This window comes from Arthrobacter liuii, from assembly GCF_014639275.1.
Lineage (GTDB): Bacteria > Actinomycetota > Actinomycetes > Actinomycetales > Micrococcaceae > Arthrobacter > Arthrobacter liuii.
In genome coordinates, this window is sequence record NZ_BMFW01000019.1 from 1 (window position 1) to 15517 (window position 15517).

17 protein-coding genes and 1 pseudogene are annotated in these 15517 nt (G+C 67.1%); 10 read left to right on the forward strand and 8 right to left on the reverse strand.

Annotation, left to right across the window (positions count from 1 at the left end):
* Positions 1-120: 120 nt before the first annotated feature.
* The gene (locus tag IEW19_RS15935) at positions 121-495 is read right to left on the reverse strand and encodes a GNAT family N-acetyltransferase (protein WP_188572583.1); all 375 of its coding nucleotides are present in this window, start codon (positions 493-495) and stop codon (positions 121-123) included.
* Positions 492-1361 (reverse strand): ribokinase, encoded by an 870-nt coding sequence (locus IEW19_RS15940; protein WP_188572584.1) that lies wholly within the window; start codon positions 1359-1361, stop codon positions 492-494. Before IEW19_RS15940 ends, IEW19_RS15935 begins: the two co-directional genes overlap by 4 nt.
* A 150-nt stretch (positions 1362-1511) precedes the next feature.
* On the opposite strand from IEW19_RS15940, the gene IEW19_RS15945 reads away from it, so the two are divergent.
* From IEW19_RS15945 to IEW19_RS15960, 4 genes are read left to right on the forward strand one after another with little or no spacing between them, the layout of a single operon-like run.
* Positions 1512-2957, forward strand: a complete 1446-nt coding sequence (locus IEW19_RS15945) for an MFS transporter (RefSeq protein ID WP_188572585.1) — start codon at positions 1512-1514, stop codon at positions 2955-2957.
* Positions 2958-2986: 29 nt separating this feature from the next.
* Positions 2987-4042: a nucleoside hydrolase gene (locus IEW19_RS15950; RefSeq protein ID WP_229748511.1), complete on the forward strand. Its 1056-nt coding sequence runs from the start codon at positions 2987-2989 to the stop codon at positions 4040-4042.
* 33 nt (positions 4043-4075) lie between these two features.
* Positions 4076-4441: a mycothiol-dependent nitroreductase Rv2466c family protein gene (locus IEW19_RS15955; protein WP_229748512.1), complete on the forward strand. Its 366-nt coding sequence runs from the start codon at positions 4076-4078 to the stop codon at positions 4439-4441.
* On the forward strand, positions 4438-4608 hold the full coding sequence (locus IEW19_RS15960; RefSeq protein WP_229748513.1) for a hypothetical protein: 171 nt from the start codon (positions 4438-4440) through the stop codon (positions 4606-4608). Before IEW19_RS15955 ends, IEW19_RS15960 begins: the two co-directional genes overlap by 4 nt.
* A 67-nt stretch (positions 4609-4675) precedes the next feature.
* Here the strand turns inward: IEW19_RS15960 and IEW19_RS15965 are convergent, their stop codons facing one another.
* Complete coding sequence (locus tag IEW19_RS15965) at positions 4676-5095, reverse strand: GlcG/HbpS family heme-binding protein (RefSeq protein ID WP_188572586.1); 420 nt, start codon at positions 5093-5095, stop codon at positions 4676-4678.
* A 178-nt stretch (positions 5096-5273) separates the two neighbouring features.
* Between IEW19_RS15965 and IEW19_RS15970 the strand changes: the two genes are divergently transcribed.
* From IEW19_RS15970 to dhaK, 4 genes are read left to right on the forward strand one after another with little or no spacing between them, the layout of a single operon-like run.
* Positions 5274-6137, forward strand: coding sequence for a class II fructose-bisphosphate aldolase (locus IEW19_RS15970; protein WP_188572587.1), 864 nt, complete (start codon positions 5274-5276; stop codon positions 6135-6137).
* The gene (locus tag IEW19_RS15975; protein WP_188572588.1) at positions 6137-6964 is read left to right on the forward strand and encodes an HAD-IA family hydrolase; all 828 of its coding nucleotides are present in this window, start codon (positions 6137-6139) and stop codon (positions 6962-6964) included. Before IEW19_RS15970 ends, IEW19_RS15975 begins: the two co-directional genes overlap by 1 nt.
* Positions 6961-7599 (forward strand): dihydroxyacetone kinase subunit DhaL, encoded by a 639-nt coding sequence (gene dhaL, locus IEW19_RS15980; protein WP_188572589.1) that lies wholly within the window; start codon positions 6961-6963, stop codon positions 7597-7599. The genes IEW19_RS15975 and dhaL overlap by 4 nt, the downstream gene beginning before the upstream one ends.
* 50 nt (positions 7600-7649) lie before the next feature.
* Entirely contained in the window at positions 7650-8645 is a 996-nt protein-coding gene (dhaK, locus tag IEW19_RS15985) for a dihydroxyacetone kinase subunit DhaK (RefSeq protein ID WP_188572590.1), read from the forward strand.
* 140 nt (positions 8646-8785) lie between these two features.
* Here dhaK and IEW19_RS15990 read toward each other — a convergent pair whose 3' ends face one another.
* Positions 8786-9814 carry an ATP-dependent 6-phosphofructokinase gene (locus tag IEW19_RS15990; protein ID WP_188572591.1) on the reverse strand — a complete coding sequence of 343 codons (1029 nt, stop codon included), beginning with the start codon at positions 9812-9814 and terminating at the stop codon, positions 8786-8788.
* Positions 9815-10030: 216 nt separating this feature from the next.
* On the opposite strand from IEW19_RS15990, the gene IEW19_RS15995 reads away from it, so the two are divergent.
* Positions 10031-11905, forward strand: coding sequence for a GAF domain-containing protein (locus IEW19_RS15995; RefSeq protein ID WP_188572592.1), 1875 nt, complete (start codon positions 10031-10033; stop codon positions 11903-11905).
* Between the two features lie 290 nt (positions 11906-12195).
* Here IEW19_RS15995 and IEW19_RS16000 read toward each other — a convergent pair whose 3' ends face one another.
* A complete protein-coding gene (locus IEW19_RS16000; RefSeq protein ID WP_188572593.1) occupies positions 12196-12942 on the reverse strand; it encodes a haloacid dehalogenase type II in 747 nt (248 codons plus the stop codon).
* A 43-nt stretch (positions 12943-12985) separates the two neighbouring features.
* On the opposite strand from IEW19_RS16000, the pseudogene IEW19_RS23950 reads away from it, so the two are divergent.
* Positions 12986-13177: pseudogene (locus IEW19_RS23950) on the forward strand (flavin reductase family protein); the annotation flags it as partial.
* Between the two features lie 102 nt (positions 13178-13279).
* Here the strand turns inward: IEW19_RS23950 and IEW19_RS16010 are convergent.
* The 3 genes from IEW19_RS16010 to IEW19_RS16015 are packed head-to-tail and all read right to left on the reverse strand — an operon-like array spanning position 13280 to position 15425.
* Positions 13280-14467, reverse strand: coding sequence for an SLC13 family permease (locus tag IEW19_RS16010; RefSeq protein WP_373283619.1), 1188 nt, complete (start codon positions 14465-14467; stop codon positions 13280-13282).
* Positions 14349-14594, reverse strand: coding sequence for a hypothetical protein (locus IEW19_RS24250; protein ID WP_373283618.1), 246 nt, complete (start codon positions 14592-14594; stop codon positions 14349-14351). Before IEW19_RS24250 ends, IEW19_RS16010 begins: the two co-directional genes overlap by 119 nt.
* A gap of 12 nt (positions 14595-14606) precedes the next feature.
* Positions 14607-15425, reverse strand: coding sequence for a maleate cis-trans isomerase family protein (locus IEW19_RS16015; RefSeq protein WP_229748515.1), 819 nt, complete (start codon positions 15423-15425; stop codon positions 14607-14609).
* Positions 15426-15517: the final 92 nt, after the last annotated feature.

Below are 15517 nucleotides of genomic sequence, written 5' to 3' on the forward strand. Positions count from 1 at the left end.
ATGAATGCCACACCGTGACACTAGAACAAATCCCATTAGTGCGTGAAAAACCATGAAGCAGCCCGCATCACCGCAGGTCAGCACGATACGCTCCCGAAATATCCCGGCCCATGAGCCAAGTCAGGTGGTGAGGCTGATCGCCCCGACGCCGGGGAGCTGCCGGGCGTACTCCACGATCTGGCGCACCACGGCCCGTCCCACGCCGCCGCCCTGGTGTGCCGGATCCACGGCCAGCATCCGGAACTCCAACTCTCCGTTCTGCGCGATCTCGCTGTACGGCTGGCCTGCGAAGGTCAGCGTCACCGCCGACACCACCTTCCCGGAGGTCTCCGCCACCCACACCTGGGCGTGTCCGGCACGGTGTTCCACGTCCTCGAGCACGCTCATGTACGGGTGGTCGGCGGCGAAGTGCCCGGCCCGGAGGTAGGCGTCGCGGGTGATACGCCGGATCTCCGGAAAGTCCGCCGGCACCGCCCTACGGAACACAACAGTCACGAGGAAGCGCCCGAAGCGGCAGCCGTCCGCTCCACGTAGTGGCCCAGATGTGCCAAATCCGGTTGCGACGACGGGTCACCCACGGCATCGGCACCCACAGCGTTAGCTACGGCCAAAGCCCGTGTGTAATCCAGCCCGGTCCTCAGTGCCAGCACCAGGGCGGCGCAGAACGCGTCACCCGCGCCCACGGTGTTCGCCACGGCCACAGAAACGGACGGCGCCTCGGCCACCTTCCGCCCGTGCTCGAACATCGCCGAGCCGTCCTTGCCGTACGTCACCGCCACCAGCTTTGCCTCCTCCAGCGCCGGGATCAGGGCGTACTCGCTCTCGTTGACGATCGCCAGGTCGCACCGGTCGAGCAGCTCCGCCGGCAGGTCCATGGCCGGCGCGGCGTTCAGCACAAAGAAACCCTGCGCCTTCCGCGCCGCCTCGAGCACCACGGGCAGCCCCACCTCCAGCTGGCACAGCACCGTCTCCTCCGGACCGAACTCCACCCCGTCCAGCGACAGGTGGGAGTTGACGCCCGGACACACCACGATCTGGTTCTCGCCGTCGCGCTCCACGACGATCAGCGCGGTTCCGGTCGGCTGCGGCAGGACGTCAACGTCGGAAGTGTCCACGCCGGCAGCAGCCAGGGCATCGAGCATCCGCTGCCCGGACCCGTCCTGGCCGACGGCGCCGACCATCCGCGCACTGCCTCCCAGCCGCGCGGCGGCTGCGGCCTGGTTGGCGCCCTTGCCGCCGGGCTGCTCGGACAGGACGGCGCCGCCGATGGTTTCGCCCGCCGTCGGAAGCCGCTCGGCGGTGGCGATCAGGTCCAGGTTGATGCTGCCGACCACGGTGACGGCAGGACGTGTTGTGTTCATGGGAAAACTCTCTCAGGGGGGAGGGCCGGAAGCGGCCGGGCTTTCGAAAAAGTGTAGCGCATGGTTGTACTTGTGAGTCATACGTGGTTGTATAACAACTCGAATCGCCACGAAAAGACGATCCCTTCTTCTCGAACAAAGGAGTTTGATATGAACACCCCGACCCCCGCCGCAGCCGCGCCTCCCGCGGAAGGAGGCGCCGCCGTCGTACTTCGCGACGGCGACGCGGCCAGGCTTTCCGGCCGCCGCGCCGCCCTGCTGATCTCCACCCTGCTGCTGGGCGTGCTCTCCTTCCAGCTGAACGCCAGCATGGTCACCCCCGCGCTGCCGCAGATCGCCGCCAGCTTCGGCCAAACCGCGGACAACGCCGCCCCTGTCCAGTCCATGTTCTTCCTGGCCGGCGCCATCGCGGGGCCCGTGATCGGCCGGTGGAGCGACTTCATCGGCCGCCGCGCCGCGCTGCTGCTGGTCCTGGGCATCATGGGCGCCGGCACCATCCTCTGCATCGCCGCGCCCACCCTGCCGCTGCTGGTCACCGGCCGGTTCCTGCAGGGCGTCTCCAGCGCCGTGTTCGCGCTCGCCTACATCGTGCTCAGCGAGAACCTGCAGGCCAAGGTCTTCGGCACCTCCGTGGGCATCATCGCCGCCATCAACGGGGGAGTGGGCGGCCTGGACGGCTACGCGGGCGGGCTCATGGCCGAGACCCTCGGCTTCCGGTCCATCTTCGTCGTCGTGCTCGTCCTCACCGCCATCGCCGCCCTCTGCATCTTCCGCCTGGTGCCCGCCGGACGCCCTGCCGGGGTTCGCGGCGCCATGGACTGGTGGGGCGCCGGCTCCCTCTCGCTGTTCCTGGTGTTCCTGACCTACTTCGTGTCCGACGGGTCGGCCGCCGGCTGGACCTCGCCCACCGCCCTGGCCCTGCTGGCCGGCACCGTTTTGTCATTTGCCGGATTCTGGTTCATCGAGAAGCGCCGCAGCCACCCGCTCATCGCCGTGCACCACCTGCGCTCCCGCCAGGTGTGGCCGGTCATCGCCACCACCGTCCTCACCCTGGCCGGCATCTTCGCGGTCATCAACTTCACCGTGGTGCTGCTGAGCCAGGATTCCGACGGCGGCTTCGGGCTTTCCGCCTCCATCTCGGCGTTGCTGTTCCTCACCCCTGCCGCGCTGATTGGCGTCTTCGCCGCGCCTTTGGCGGGGTGGCTGGCTGACCGGCGCGGATGGGTGCGTACGTTGCGGTGGGGGACTTCGCTGAGCCTGGTGTGCGCCGTGGTGGCCGCTGTGTTTTCCACTTCGCCTGTTGCCGTGTTGATTGCTGTCGCCTGCCTGGGCATTTTCTACAACGGCTTCTTCCTCACCGCCATCAACGGGCTCTCGGTGCTGCTCTCGCCCAAGGAGGCCCCGGCTTCCTTGCCCGGAATCAATGGTGCGTCGTTCGGGATCGGGGCGAGCCTCGGCGTCGTGCTCGTGGCGCCGTTCGCCGCGCAGGCCACGGCCGCCGGGTACGCCACCGCCCTCTGGATCTCAGTGGGCATCACCGCCGCCGCGTTTATCGTCAGCCTCTTCGTCGCCGCCCCCAAGGGCGAGACGGTCTAACCCCTCTATCTGTTAAGAAGGAACCTATTGTGACTGCCCCCGTTTACCTGGACTGCGATACCGGCATCGACGACGCCCTCGCCCTGGCCTACCTGCTCGCCTCGCGCCTTGCTTCCGTGGTGGGGATCGGGACGGTGAGCGGGAACGTGAGTGCCGCCGTGGGTGCCCGGAATACTCTGGACCTGCTGTCGTTGGCTGGCACTGCTTCCGTGCCGGTGGCTGTTGGCGCCCACGACCCTCTTGCTGGTTCCTTTGGCGGCGGGTCGCCGTGGGTGCACGGGGGGAACGGTGTGGGGGAGGTTGTGCTGGAGACTTCTGCGGCTTCTGTTGTTGCGGAGTCCGCGGCCGAGATGCTGGTGCGGCTGGCCCGTACGTATCCCGGTACGTTGCGGGTGGTGGCGATCGGGCCGCTGACCAATATTGCGGAGGCGTTGCGGCTGGATCCCCTGCTGCCCTCCTTGGTGGAGTCGGTGACTGTGATGGGCGGGGCCGCGCTGGCGCCGGGGAACATCACGCCCGTGGCCGAGGCGAACATCTGGCACGACCCCGAGGCCGCCGCCCTGGTGCTGGCCGCCGACTGGGCCGTGACCCTGGTGCCCCTGGACGTGACCATGGCGTCGGTGCTGGAGGAACCACACCGGCAGGTTCTGCTGGCTTCGTCGGCGCCGGTGCCGCGGGCGCTGGGGGAAATGCTGGGCTACTACTTCCGGTTCTACGAGGGCATCTACGGCCGGCCCTGCTCCGCCATGCACGATCCGCTGGCTGCGGCGCTCGCTGTTGGCGCTGTGAAGCCTGCTCTGGCACCGGTGGTGCGTGCCGCCGTCGACACCTCCGAGGGGCCCGGCCGCGGGCAGACCGTGTGCGACATGCGCGGGCTGTACGCGGGGTATCCGGAGGTGAAGGGCGCCCGGTGCCGCGTAGTGCTATCGCTCGAGGAGGACTTCGCCGCGCACCTGGTGGAGACGCTGCTGACTTTCTTTAAAGGCACGACGGCGGCGCTCGCCTCAGTAGGTTCTGTCGCCGGAGCTGGAGGGGCCGGGAGATATGAGCGGCTGCCGAGTGGGCCAGCTGGCGGAATCGATTAGGCGTGCATTAGCAGCCGGCGCAAGGGCGGACAGATGGATGCCGATATCAACTTCGATTTCGACCCGATCTGCCCTTTTGCCTGGATGACCAGCAAGTGGGTGCGCATGGTGCAGGCGCAGCGCGGATACAACGTGGACTGGCGCTTCATCTCGTTGCGGCTGATCAACGCCAGCGTCGACTATGACGACGACGTGCCCACCGAGAACGCCGGTCAGCGACGCGGGACGCGGGAGTTCGTGGAGCCGATCCTCGCCGAGGCCGGCCTGCCCCTGTCGCTCGCCGAAGCCCTGGACGACGAGTCCTGGGACCGGGAGATCCGGCAGGAGACCGATGAGGCGCTGGGGCTGACGGGCAAGGATGTGGGCACCCCCACGGCGTGGCGTTCTTCGGGCCCGTGATCAGTCGGCTGGACGGCATAGCAATGTTCGAGGAGAAGTTCGGGGGCAGGGCCCCCGGGCAGATCGCCGACCGCACCCAGCAGGCGCTTCACGGCATCCCGGTAACGCTCGCCGCGATCAAGCAGATCGCCGAGTCCATCGCCTCAAATGAGGAAGCCAGGTCCTAGGCCTGGACCAGCACCATCACTGAGCAAGGTCCGCATGCGTCCGCTCATGCATTGTTTCAGCGCACGGCTAGTACGCCCCGGCTCCGGCCAGCGCAACCTCCTGGTCCTGCTCAATGGTCCCGGTGGACACCCCGATTGCCCCCATGATCCGCCCGTCCCGCACCAGCGGAATGCCGCCGGGGAACACCACCAGCCGTCCACCGTGGGCGTCACTGAGCCCGTGGATGGGGCCGTCCGGGCGGGTCGCTTCCTGCAAATCGCCTGTCTCGCACTGGAACGCGATGGCCGTGTAGGCCTTATTGATCGAGATGGTGATGGAGCCGATGTTCGCGCCGTCCATCCGGGCGTGCGCCTTGAGGTTGCCGCCGGCGTCAACGACGGCGATGTCCATCGGCTGGCCTATCTCTGCGGCCTTCTTCGCAGCGGCGTCGATGACCTGCTGCGCTTCTTCGAGGGTGATGGTTTCGAGAACGGTTCCGTTAGCCATGGCGGCAGTCCTTTTCGCTGGTGGGTGGGTGGTTGTGATTCCGTGACACCACTTGAGCACGGGACCCACGCCACACAACAGGTGGGGATGACCCCCAAGCGCGGGTGCGGGTTTCCCCCCGTACCCAGGAAAGGAAAGCCCCCTTAGCGTTGAAGGAAGCCAAACAAGGAGGTTTCCCGTGGGCGTCGTGCCCCTGAAAGACATAGTCGATCCGGCCTTTCACGACCGCTATGGCGTTCCGGCCGTCAACATTTTCAACGACCTGACCATGGAGGCGGTCCTCGCCGCGGCCGAGGAAGCAAACTCCCCGGTCATCCTGCAGACGTCCGTGAAGACGGTCCGCAGCATCGGCTCCCGCCAGCTGTTCGACATGTGGAAGTCGCTGACCGCCGGCATCCAGGTCCCCGTCACCCTGCACCTGGACCACTGCCCGGACCGGGAGGTGCTCACCGAATGCCTCAAAGCCGGCTGGAACTCCGTGCTGTTTGACGCCTCCAGCCTGCCGGTGGAGGAAAACCAGCGCCAGACCATCGAGGTGGTTGCCGAGGCCCGGCAGTACGGCGCCCAAGTGGAAGGCGAGATCGAGGCGATCACGGGCGTCGAGGATGACCACGGCTCGGACGACGTCGCCCCCCAGCAGAGCCTGGAGACGGCGCTGAACTTCATCGACGCCACGGGCATCGACGTCTTTGCACCCTCGATCGGCAACGCGCACGGCTCCTACAAGGCCGCACCGGTGCTCGACGTCGGCCGGGTCACCGAGATCGTCGAGGCCCGGCACATCCCCATCGCCCTGCACGGCGGGTCCGGCCTGAGCCCCGGGCAGTTCTCGGACCTGATCGCCCGTGGCTGCGCGAAGGTCAACATCTCCACCGCCTTGAAGGAAACGTTCATGCAGTCCTCCTTGGCTTTCCTCAAACAGGCCGAGCAGAACCACAAGTGGGACCCGCCGTCCCTGTTCAAGCACACGCGCGGGGAGGTCATGGCGATGGTCAAGGAGCTGACCCAGCAGTTCGGCAGCGCCGGCAAGGGCGGCCGCTGATGCCCGCCCTGATCTTCGACTGCGACGGCGTCCTCGCCGACACCGAACAGCATGGCCACCTGCCGGCCTTCAACCGTACCTTCACCGACTTCAACGTCCCGGTCCAATGGAGCGTCGAAGAGTACGCGGAGAAGGTCAAGATCGGCGGCGGCAAGGAACGGATGCGCAGCATCCTGACCCCGGAACTCGCCAACAGCCTGGGCCTGAAAGACGATGCCGCCGTGGACGAGGCCATCCTGGCATGGCACCAACGCAAGACCGCCGTTTACAAGGACATGGTGGCGTCCGGAGTCATGCCCGCCCGGCCCGGGATCGCCCGGATCGTCCAGGAAGCGCATGACGCCGGCTGGACCCTCGCGGTGGCCTCCACCTCGGCGGAACCGGCCGTCCGCGCGGTCCTTACGCACGCCGTCGGCGAGGGCCTCGCGAAGCATTTTGCTGTGTTCGCCGGCGATGTCGTCCCGGCGAAGAAGCCCGCCCCGGACATCTACCTGCTCGCGCTCAGGGAGCTGAACCTTGACCCGGACGATGCGATCGTGGTTGAGGACAGCGCCAACGGCCTGCGCGCCGCCCTGGGCGCGGGACTGAGAACCCTCGTCACGGTCAGTGGCTACACCCGTCAGGAGGACTTCACCGGCGCCTCGCTTGTGGTGAGCTCACTGGGCGACCCCGGCGGCGAGGCCGCCGAAGTCCTGGCCGACGACGCCGGCGCCGACGTTCCCGGCGCCGTGACCCTCGCGACGCTGCAGGCCATCCTGTCCACGCCCCGGCCCGGCCGCGGCGGCGCAACCCTCACCACCCCTTTGACCCCGACGGAGACCCCATGACCGCCACCGACCTCGCCGACGTCGAATACGTCGTCCGCACCCTCGCGCAGACTGCTGTCGATAAGGAGAAGGAGTTCGGCGACCTGGACGCCGTCGTGGGCGACGGCGACCTGGGCTACTCCCTGGCCCGCGGCTTCGAGAAGGTCCTGCAGGACTGGGAAAGCTTCAAGCGCGACGACGTCCCCACCTTCCTGCAGCAGATCGCCCTGGCGATCTCGAGCCGTATCGGCGGCACCTCCGGCCCGCTGTGGGGGACCGCGTTCCTGCGCGCCTCCGCCGCAGCGAAGACCGTGGACACCATCGACGGCGCCGCCGCCGTCTCCATGCTGCGCGCCGCCGCCGAGGGCATGATGGCCCGGGGCGGCGCGAGCCTGGGGGACAAGACCCTGCTGGACGCGCTCGTCCCGGCCACCGACGAGCTGGAACGCCAGCTCGCCGCCGATGCCGGAGCCGCCGAATGCCGGGCCGCGTTCGCTAAAACCGTCAGGGAATGCGCGGACGCCACCAGCACGCTCGAGGCCAAACGGGGCCGGGCCAGCTACAGCGGCGAGCGCAGCATCGGCTCCCCGGACGCCGGCGCGGTAGCGATCGCCATCATGATTGAACGCATCACCGAGGGCTGGGACCAGCGCTAGCCCTGTTTGTCTTTCCATCAACCTGACCAGCACAACGATGTGGAGATCACATGAAAAAGTTCGTCAACGACCCCAAACAGTTCGTCCCCGAGATGCTCGAGGGGCTGGCCCTGGCCAACCCCGAGACCCTCAAGTACGTCCCCGAATACAACCTGATCATGCGCGCCGACGGCCCGGACCAGAACAAGGTCTCGATTGTGCAGGGCTCCGGCTCCGGCCATGAACCCGCGCACGTCATGATCGTGGGCAAGGGCATGCTTGACGCCGCCTGCCCGGGCGACGTGTTCGCCGCACCGCCGTTCGACTACGTCTACGAGACCACCAAAATGATGGCCTCGCCCAAAGGCGTGCTGCTGCTGGTGAACAACTACACCGGCGACAAGATGGTCTTCGACATGGCACAGGAAATGTCCTCCGCCGAGGGCATCCAGGTCAGGACCCTCTTTATCAACGACGACGTCTCCGTGGAGGACTCCACCTACACGATCGGCCGCCGCGGCGTGGCCGGGAACTTCTTCGTCATCAAGGCCGTCGCCGCTGCCGCCGAACGCGGCGCGGACCTGGACGAGGTGATCCGGATCGGTGAGAAGGTCAACTCGGTCACCCGCAGCATGGGCGTCGCACTGACCGCCTGCACCCCGCCGGCCAAGGGCAGCCCGCTGTTCGAACTCGGTGAGGACGAGATCGAGATCGGCGTCGGCATCCACGGTGAACCGGGCCGGCGCCGGGCGGCCATGATGAGCGCCAACGAGATCGTCGAGGAAATGCTCACTCCGATCGTCCAGGACCTGCCGTTCGGCGACGGGGACCGCGTGGCACTCATGATCAACGGACTGGGCGGAACCCCCATCAGCGAGCTGTACCTGCTCTACGGCCAGGCCCACAAGCGCCTCGCCGAGCAGGGCATCAGCGTGGGCCGCAGCTACGTCGGCGAGTATTGCACCTCCCTGGACATGGCCGGAGCGTCCATCACTCTGGTCAAGCTCGACGACGAGATCGAGTCACTGCTCAGGGACCCGGCCGAGATCCCGATGCGGGTGTTCTAAAGGACCCGCCCAATCATTGAGGATAGCCAGGGAGTGAAGTACAGCCGCCGGAGCCGGCCGCCCTTTCGGGTGGCCGGCTCCGGCTTTTGTCCTGGCTCGCTTTTGTCTTCGCTCGTCGCAACGCCGTCGCACTGGGTCGCTTAGCCGAACAGGTACGTCGCCTCGTCGTAGCGGTCCTGCGGCACCGTCTTGAGCTTGCCGGTGGCTTCGGCCAGGCTCACCCGGACGATCTTGTCCGACCGCGTGGCGACCATTTTGCCCCACGCCCTCTCGTGAATCGCGTCGACTGCGGCGAGGCCCAGCCGGGTGGCAAGGACCCGGTCCGTGGCGCCTGGGGCGCCGCCGCGCTGGATGTGGCCCAGCGTCGTCGAACGCGTCTCAATGCCGGTGCGGTCCTCGATCACCGGGGCGAGCCGCTCGCCGATCCCACCGAGCCTGGGCCGATTAAAGCCGTCCAGGCCCCGGTCAGCGTGCGGTTCCGTCATGTCGGCGGACACGAATCCCTCGGCAACGACCACCAGGGGGGTGCGGCCGCGCCGGAACGGGCCTTCCACCCAGTCGCAGATTTCGTCCAGGGTGGCCGTCTGTTCGGGGATGAGGATCGCATGCGCGCTGGTGGCCATACCGGCGTAGAGTGCGATCCAGCCGGCATGCCGGCCCATGACTTCCGCGATCATGCAGCGGTGATGGGACTGCCCGGTGGTCTTGAGCCGGTCGATTGCCTCTGTGGCGATTTCCACCGCCGTGTGGAAGCCGAAGGAGAAGTCTGTGGCGGAGAGGTCGTTGTCCACCGTCTTGGGCACGCCGACGATGGGGATCCCCGCGTCGCTCAGGATCTTCGCCGCAGCCATGGTGCCCTCGCCGCCGATCACAATCAGGGCGTCCACGCCCACGGAGCGCAAATTCGCTTGGATCCGCTCGATGCCGCCACCCTCACCGAGCGGGCTGAAGCGCGAAGTGCCAAGGATGGTGCCGCCCAGGTTCGCGATGCCGCGCACGCTCATCCAGTCCAGGTTGATGGTGCTGCCCTCGATCAGGCCGCGCCAGCCGTCCGTGAAGCCAACAAACTCGTCGCCGTGGACGCGGATCCCGCGCAGCACGCACGAGCGGATAACCGTGTTAAGCCCCGGGCAGTCGCCGCCGCTGGTCAGGATTCCGATGCGGGCCATCAGTCTTACCTCCGCCGTGAGAGCCGTCCCAGTTGTCATGTTTCGTGTCGTCCACGAAACCACCTATCCGGGAGCGGCGGTATGAGGACTTCCCCGCCGTGCGGGATAAGGGTTATCCCGCACGCAGACGGGCGTGGGAGGTGCCATTATGGTGGGACAGATCACCAGTGCACCGCCGCAGGACCCGCGGCGCGCGGTTCGTCAAGGAGGACGAGAATGACAGACACCGGGACGGGATCTGGCACCGTGATCCGCAGCCTGCGCGACGCCGACGACACGCAGGGCAAGCTGGACACGGTCGTCGCCCTCGCCCGGGACCTCGCGGGCCGGTTTGAGCTGCAACCGTTGCTGGCCCGGATCCTGGGCCATGCTACCTCCCTGCTGGGGTGCGCATCGGGGTCGATCGCCCTGGTCAACGAGGCCAGCGGGACCTACACCAAGAAAGTGGACATCGGGGTCGGATGCCAGGAGGGCCAGACCTTTTCCCTGAAGGAGGGCTTCACCGGCGAGGTAGTCAGCAGCCGGTCCACCGTAATCCTCGACGCATACAGCAGCATTGAACGCGGGCATATCCCACCGACGGATCCGCGGTGGGACTGCGCCGTGATCGGTGTCCCGATCCAATGGGGCGAGCAGATTGTGGGCGCCTTCATTGTTTTCAGCCCGGAGCCGGGCCGGGTGTTCACTCCGGAGGAAGCCCGGCTGGCCGAACTCCTGGCCAACCATGCCGCAATTGCCTTGGCCAACTCGGAACTGCACTCCAAAGCCTCAGCCCGTGAACTCGAGGCTGCCGTGGCCGCCGAACGCGAACGTGCGGTCCGCGACGTGCACGAGACGGTTGGCCGGGCCCTTGCTGCCCTGCTGCTCAGCCTGGACGAGGCTGAGAGAGCCAGCCGGCTCGACGGGGCGGAACATGCCATCAGCCCGCACCTCAGCAAAGCCCGGACCATTGCCCACGATGCCCTCACCGAGACCCGTCGCACGGTCCTGGGCATGGGCCCGGCCGCGCTCGCCGGCCGGACCCTTGATGACGCCATTGCCGCGGAGCTCCTGTGGGTGGAGTCGATGACTGGCGCCGGAACCCAGCTGAAAGTGATCGGCGAGCCCCGTCCGCTGGCACCCGAGATCGCGCACCAGGCATTCAAGATTGTCCAGGAGGCGCTGAACAATGTGGTGGTCCACGCGCGCGCCACGACCGTACGCGCCGGACTGATCTACGAGCGCGGCGCGCTCGCCATCGTCGTGGAGGACAACGGTCAAGGCTTCGACCTCGCCGCAGCCCACGGTGACCACAACACGCTTCCGTCCGGATGCCTGGGGTTGCACGGCATGACGTCCCGGGCCGTGCACCTGGGCGGCGACCTGCACATCGAATCCACCCCGGGATGGGGCACCAAGGTGCGGGCCACCCTTCCGGACCGAGCACCTGCGCCGGAGGCGTCCGGGCAGCCACAGTGGAAGATCCTGATAGCCAATGACCATCCGATCATTAGCGCCGGCCTGGTCCGGTTGCTGGGCATCGCCGAGCCCGCCATCCAGGTCAGCGCTGAGGTGACCTCGGCCGAGCAGCTCTGCGACGCCTACGAATTGCTGCGCCCGGACGTGATTTTGATGGATCTGGACATGGTCCACCAGAACACCACCGGGATTCTTGCCCGGATCCGCGAGTTCGACCCTGGTGTCGCGGTTGTTGTGCTCACGGACAACCCCACCGTTGAGCAGGTGCGCTCCGCCCGGCAAGCAGGTGTGCGCGGCTTCATCAACCGGCGAGCGAATGGAGAGACCATGGCCCGCATTATCGTGGCTGCAGGTCAGGGCGAAGCCTCGATGGAAGGCGAAATCTTCGACCACCTTATCAGCGGCTCCGCTGCCGACGCCGGGTCCGTTCAGTTCACGACGCGCGAACGCGAGGTCCACGACATGGTCATCCGGGGCATGGCGGACAAGCAAATTGCCCGGGAACTGGAGATATCCGTGAAGACGGTTGAGAAGCACGTGGGCTCCATCCTCCGCAAAACCGGGGCACGCAACCGGACCATGCTGGTGAGCATCAACGCCCGGGAGGCGATTCCCCTGCAGCACTGGCGGTAGCCCTCCGGCCGCCGTCGGGACGAAATGCGTCCTGAAAACGACGGTGGTCCGGGTGGCAGCGGGCGCTGCCGTCCGGAGCATCGTTGGGATACGCCGGTACGCGAGGAAGTCTGGCGTCACCGCGGAACGCCTCGATCAGGATGTCTGTGTTGGGGTCGGCCAGGGTGCGAGCCCATTCGAAGAACAGGCAGCTGGCCGCCGTCCCGCAACCACTGGCCGCCAGGGTGGCCACGATTTACCGCCGGATGTCCCGCCTCGGATTACCGCTCCGAAGCAACCCTGCTTCGGGTTCACGCCCCGAGCCGGTCCGCCAATCCAGGAATGCTTGACGCTACGAGGTTCCAATCACCTTCCGGGGCCAGGTCCACTGCCTGGCCCGGTCCGTGCTCGGTGGGACGGGCCACGAACGCCGTGGCCAGCCCGGCCTCCCGGGCCGCCTGCAGGTCGCTGTTGTGCGCCGCGGCGAGCATCACCTCACCCGGCTCAAGGTCCAGGAACTCCGCCGTCCGGAGGTAGGCCTGGGGCAAGGGCTTGTAGGTGCCCGTCATGTCCGAACCGATGATGACATCCCAGGGCAGGCCGGCGTCCCTGGCCATGTCCAGCAACAATGAGGTGTTGCCATTGGACAGCGGGCCCACGATGTAGTGGCGGCGGATGGCGGCCAGGCCCTCCACGCTGTCGGGCCACGGCGGCAGCCGGTGCCAGGATTTGTTCAGCTCCTCCAGGGTCTCCCTGGAAAACTGGTCCGGATTGATGCCGTGATGGCGGAGGGCCGCGTCCAGGTTTTCGCGGTGGAGGGTGTCCAGCTTCGTGAAACCGCGCTGCCCGGAGCGGATGGCGTCCATGGCCGGCTGGTAGAGGGCCCGCCAGTGGTCGGCGAAGGCGTCGGCGTCGAGCGTATGCCCGTGTGCTGCCGCGAAAGCTGCCACCTCCCTTGCCACGCCGGTGCGCCAGTCCACCACGGTTCCGAAGGTGTCGAAGAGGACGGCGCGCACCGGGCGCCCGGTTGAGGGTGAACGGTACGGCTGGAAATTCATGTGCGGTGTCCTTCCTGGCTGCCGCGCCGGTTGGTCTGGCGGCATGCGAACTGATTTCGGTCCCACGGCGACGTCCGCCCGGGATTTCTACCGGCTGCTCACCGCCGTGGTGGTGCCCCGGCCCATCGCCTGGGTCTCGAGCGTTTCTCCGGAGGGCATTGACAACGTGGCCCCGCACTCCTTCTTCACCGTAGCCTCAACGAACCCGCCCATCGTGCAGTTCACCTCGGTGGGCGAGAAGGATTCGCTCCGCAACATCACCGCATCCGGGGAATTTGTGGTGGCTGCGTTGGCATGGGAGGGACACCTTCCGCCCCGCCACTTTCAGGCCGAAGGCCTAGGACAGGCTGGCCCGCGTTGCACGGAAGAACATCCGCTCGTCCTTGGGCTGGGCGCTCGCCATCAGCAGGGGGCCGCTGGTGGACATGGGGCTCACGTCAACCACCGAGGAGCTGATGGCGATGGCCGTGATGACGCCTACGGGCGTGAGCAGCGGATCCATGGCGATCGAATGGACAACAGGGCTGATGACACCCAGGGTTCCGGTGGTGGAGGCGAAGGCTGAGACGATGGCCACTACGTAGCTGGCGATCAGGGCCGCGAGGGAACTGTTGCCCAGGCCAGCGATGCCTTCCTGGAGTTCCTTCAGCGCACCCATTTTCTCCAGCATGCCCACGTAGGTGACGATGCCGGTGACCAGGATGATGGCCGACCATGGCATGCTTTCCACGGCGGGCTTCTGCACGTTGGAGTCCAGGACGATCAGGACCGCGGCGATGACCAGCGAGGCGACTCCCACATCGAGTCCCAGGACGGTGGTGAGTACCAGGAGCGAGCCGATGCCCGCCAGCGTGAGGATGCGCATGGGGGTTGCGGCCACCTTCTCCGGGCGGGTTCGGGTTCCGGTAGTCACCGAGGCCGGCGCGGTGAGTACTGCCGTTCCGGCGCCGCCGGGACCTGCAACGCTGTCGCCTGAGGGGGCGTCAGCGCCGCCGTCGTTCCTCATGGCAGTGTCACCGCCGCCCGCGTGACGTGCGTCCGGCTTGGCTGACCGGCGCTTCATGATGGCCTGCACCAGCACGTAGGCGATCACGGCCAGGACGGCGTTGAAGACGAAGCAGTAGGCGTAAAGCTTGAATGAATCGTCAGAAGCGCCTGCGCCGTCCAGCATCTTGTTGGCGAGGACGCCGAAGGGGTTGACGGGGGAGAAGGCGCCCGCGTTGGCGCCCTGGACGATGACCAGGCCCATGGCCAGGGTGCTGATGCCGAACCGCATGCCCAGCGCCAGGCCCACGGGCGCCACGATGGCGATGGCCGCGGGCGTGAAGGCGCCGGCGGAGGCCAGGGCTGCCGTCAGCAGGAACATCAGGATGGGGACCAGGATCTTCCGGTCGCCGGCGAGCCGTTCAGCCCAGTAGGCCAGCAGGTCGATGGTGCCGTTGATCCGCACAATGGCGAAGAGCAGGGTGGCGCCCACCAGGATGAAGAACAGTCCGGCGGGGAATTGACCGATGACGTCCTTGATGGACATCCCGGATGGTGCCCACGCCGAATGCGGCGACGGTGGCCAGCAGGCCGGCGTTGATCTTGGTGAAGGAGCCGACGGCGAAGGCCGCCACCAGCACCAGGAATGCGATGAGTGAGAGCGACATGGTGCCCGCCGCCTACGCGTTGGCCGCGGGCCGGACGCGGGCGCCGGACAGCAGGCTGCCTGCCCCGGTGATGGCCGGCTTGTGGCCCAGGGCCTTGAGGATCTCGTACGTGGTGGCCGTGGCCGCCGTGATGACCGGCAGTCCCAGCTCGTCCTCCACTGCCTGGACGGCGGCGAGTGACGGCATCTGGACACAGGCGGACAGCACGACGGCGTCGGCGCCTTCGCGCTGCAGGCTGCGGGCCAGTGCGGGCAGGTTCTGGGGGTCAAGGCAGCCGACTTCCAGGTTGTCCGCTACTTCGAGGCTGATGGCGTCCAGCACCGTGATGCCGGAGCCTTCGATGTAGTCCACCACCATCTGGGTCAGCGGCTTCATGTAGGGGGTGATCATGGCGACCTTCTTGGCGCCGATTTCTTGCAGGGTGCGGACCAGGGCGCCGGCGCTGCTGGTGACGGGCGCCGGGTGCCCATTGCCTTCGGCGGCGTCCGCGATGACCTTTTCGGAGCCCACATGGGCTTCGGGGCCCTGGGCCATGACGGCCACCAGGCAGGCGTAGGCGATAACGTCCACATCGGCGTCGGAGACCGCTTCGGCGCACTGGGCTGCCTTGCCCACCATGGCCAGCAGTTCTTCCCTGGTGACCTTCTTCATGCCGGCGCGGGCGGAGTGGAAGGTGTATTTGTGGCCGGTTGCCTCGGCCTGGCGCCGGAACAGTTCCGGCAGTTCGGTCTCCATGGTGGTGTTGGAGCTGGGGACGATCAGTCCCACGCGGCTGCTCCCGGGGCGCTTGGGCTCGGGGGCGGTTTCGCAGGTGGTGGCGGGGATGCTCATGGATTCTCCACGTCGTTGTGATGGGGATAGGATGCGAGTAAACCCATAAAGTGGGTTCGGGTCCCATGATGTGGGTCACCGGAGTAGGATGT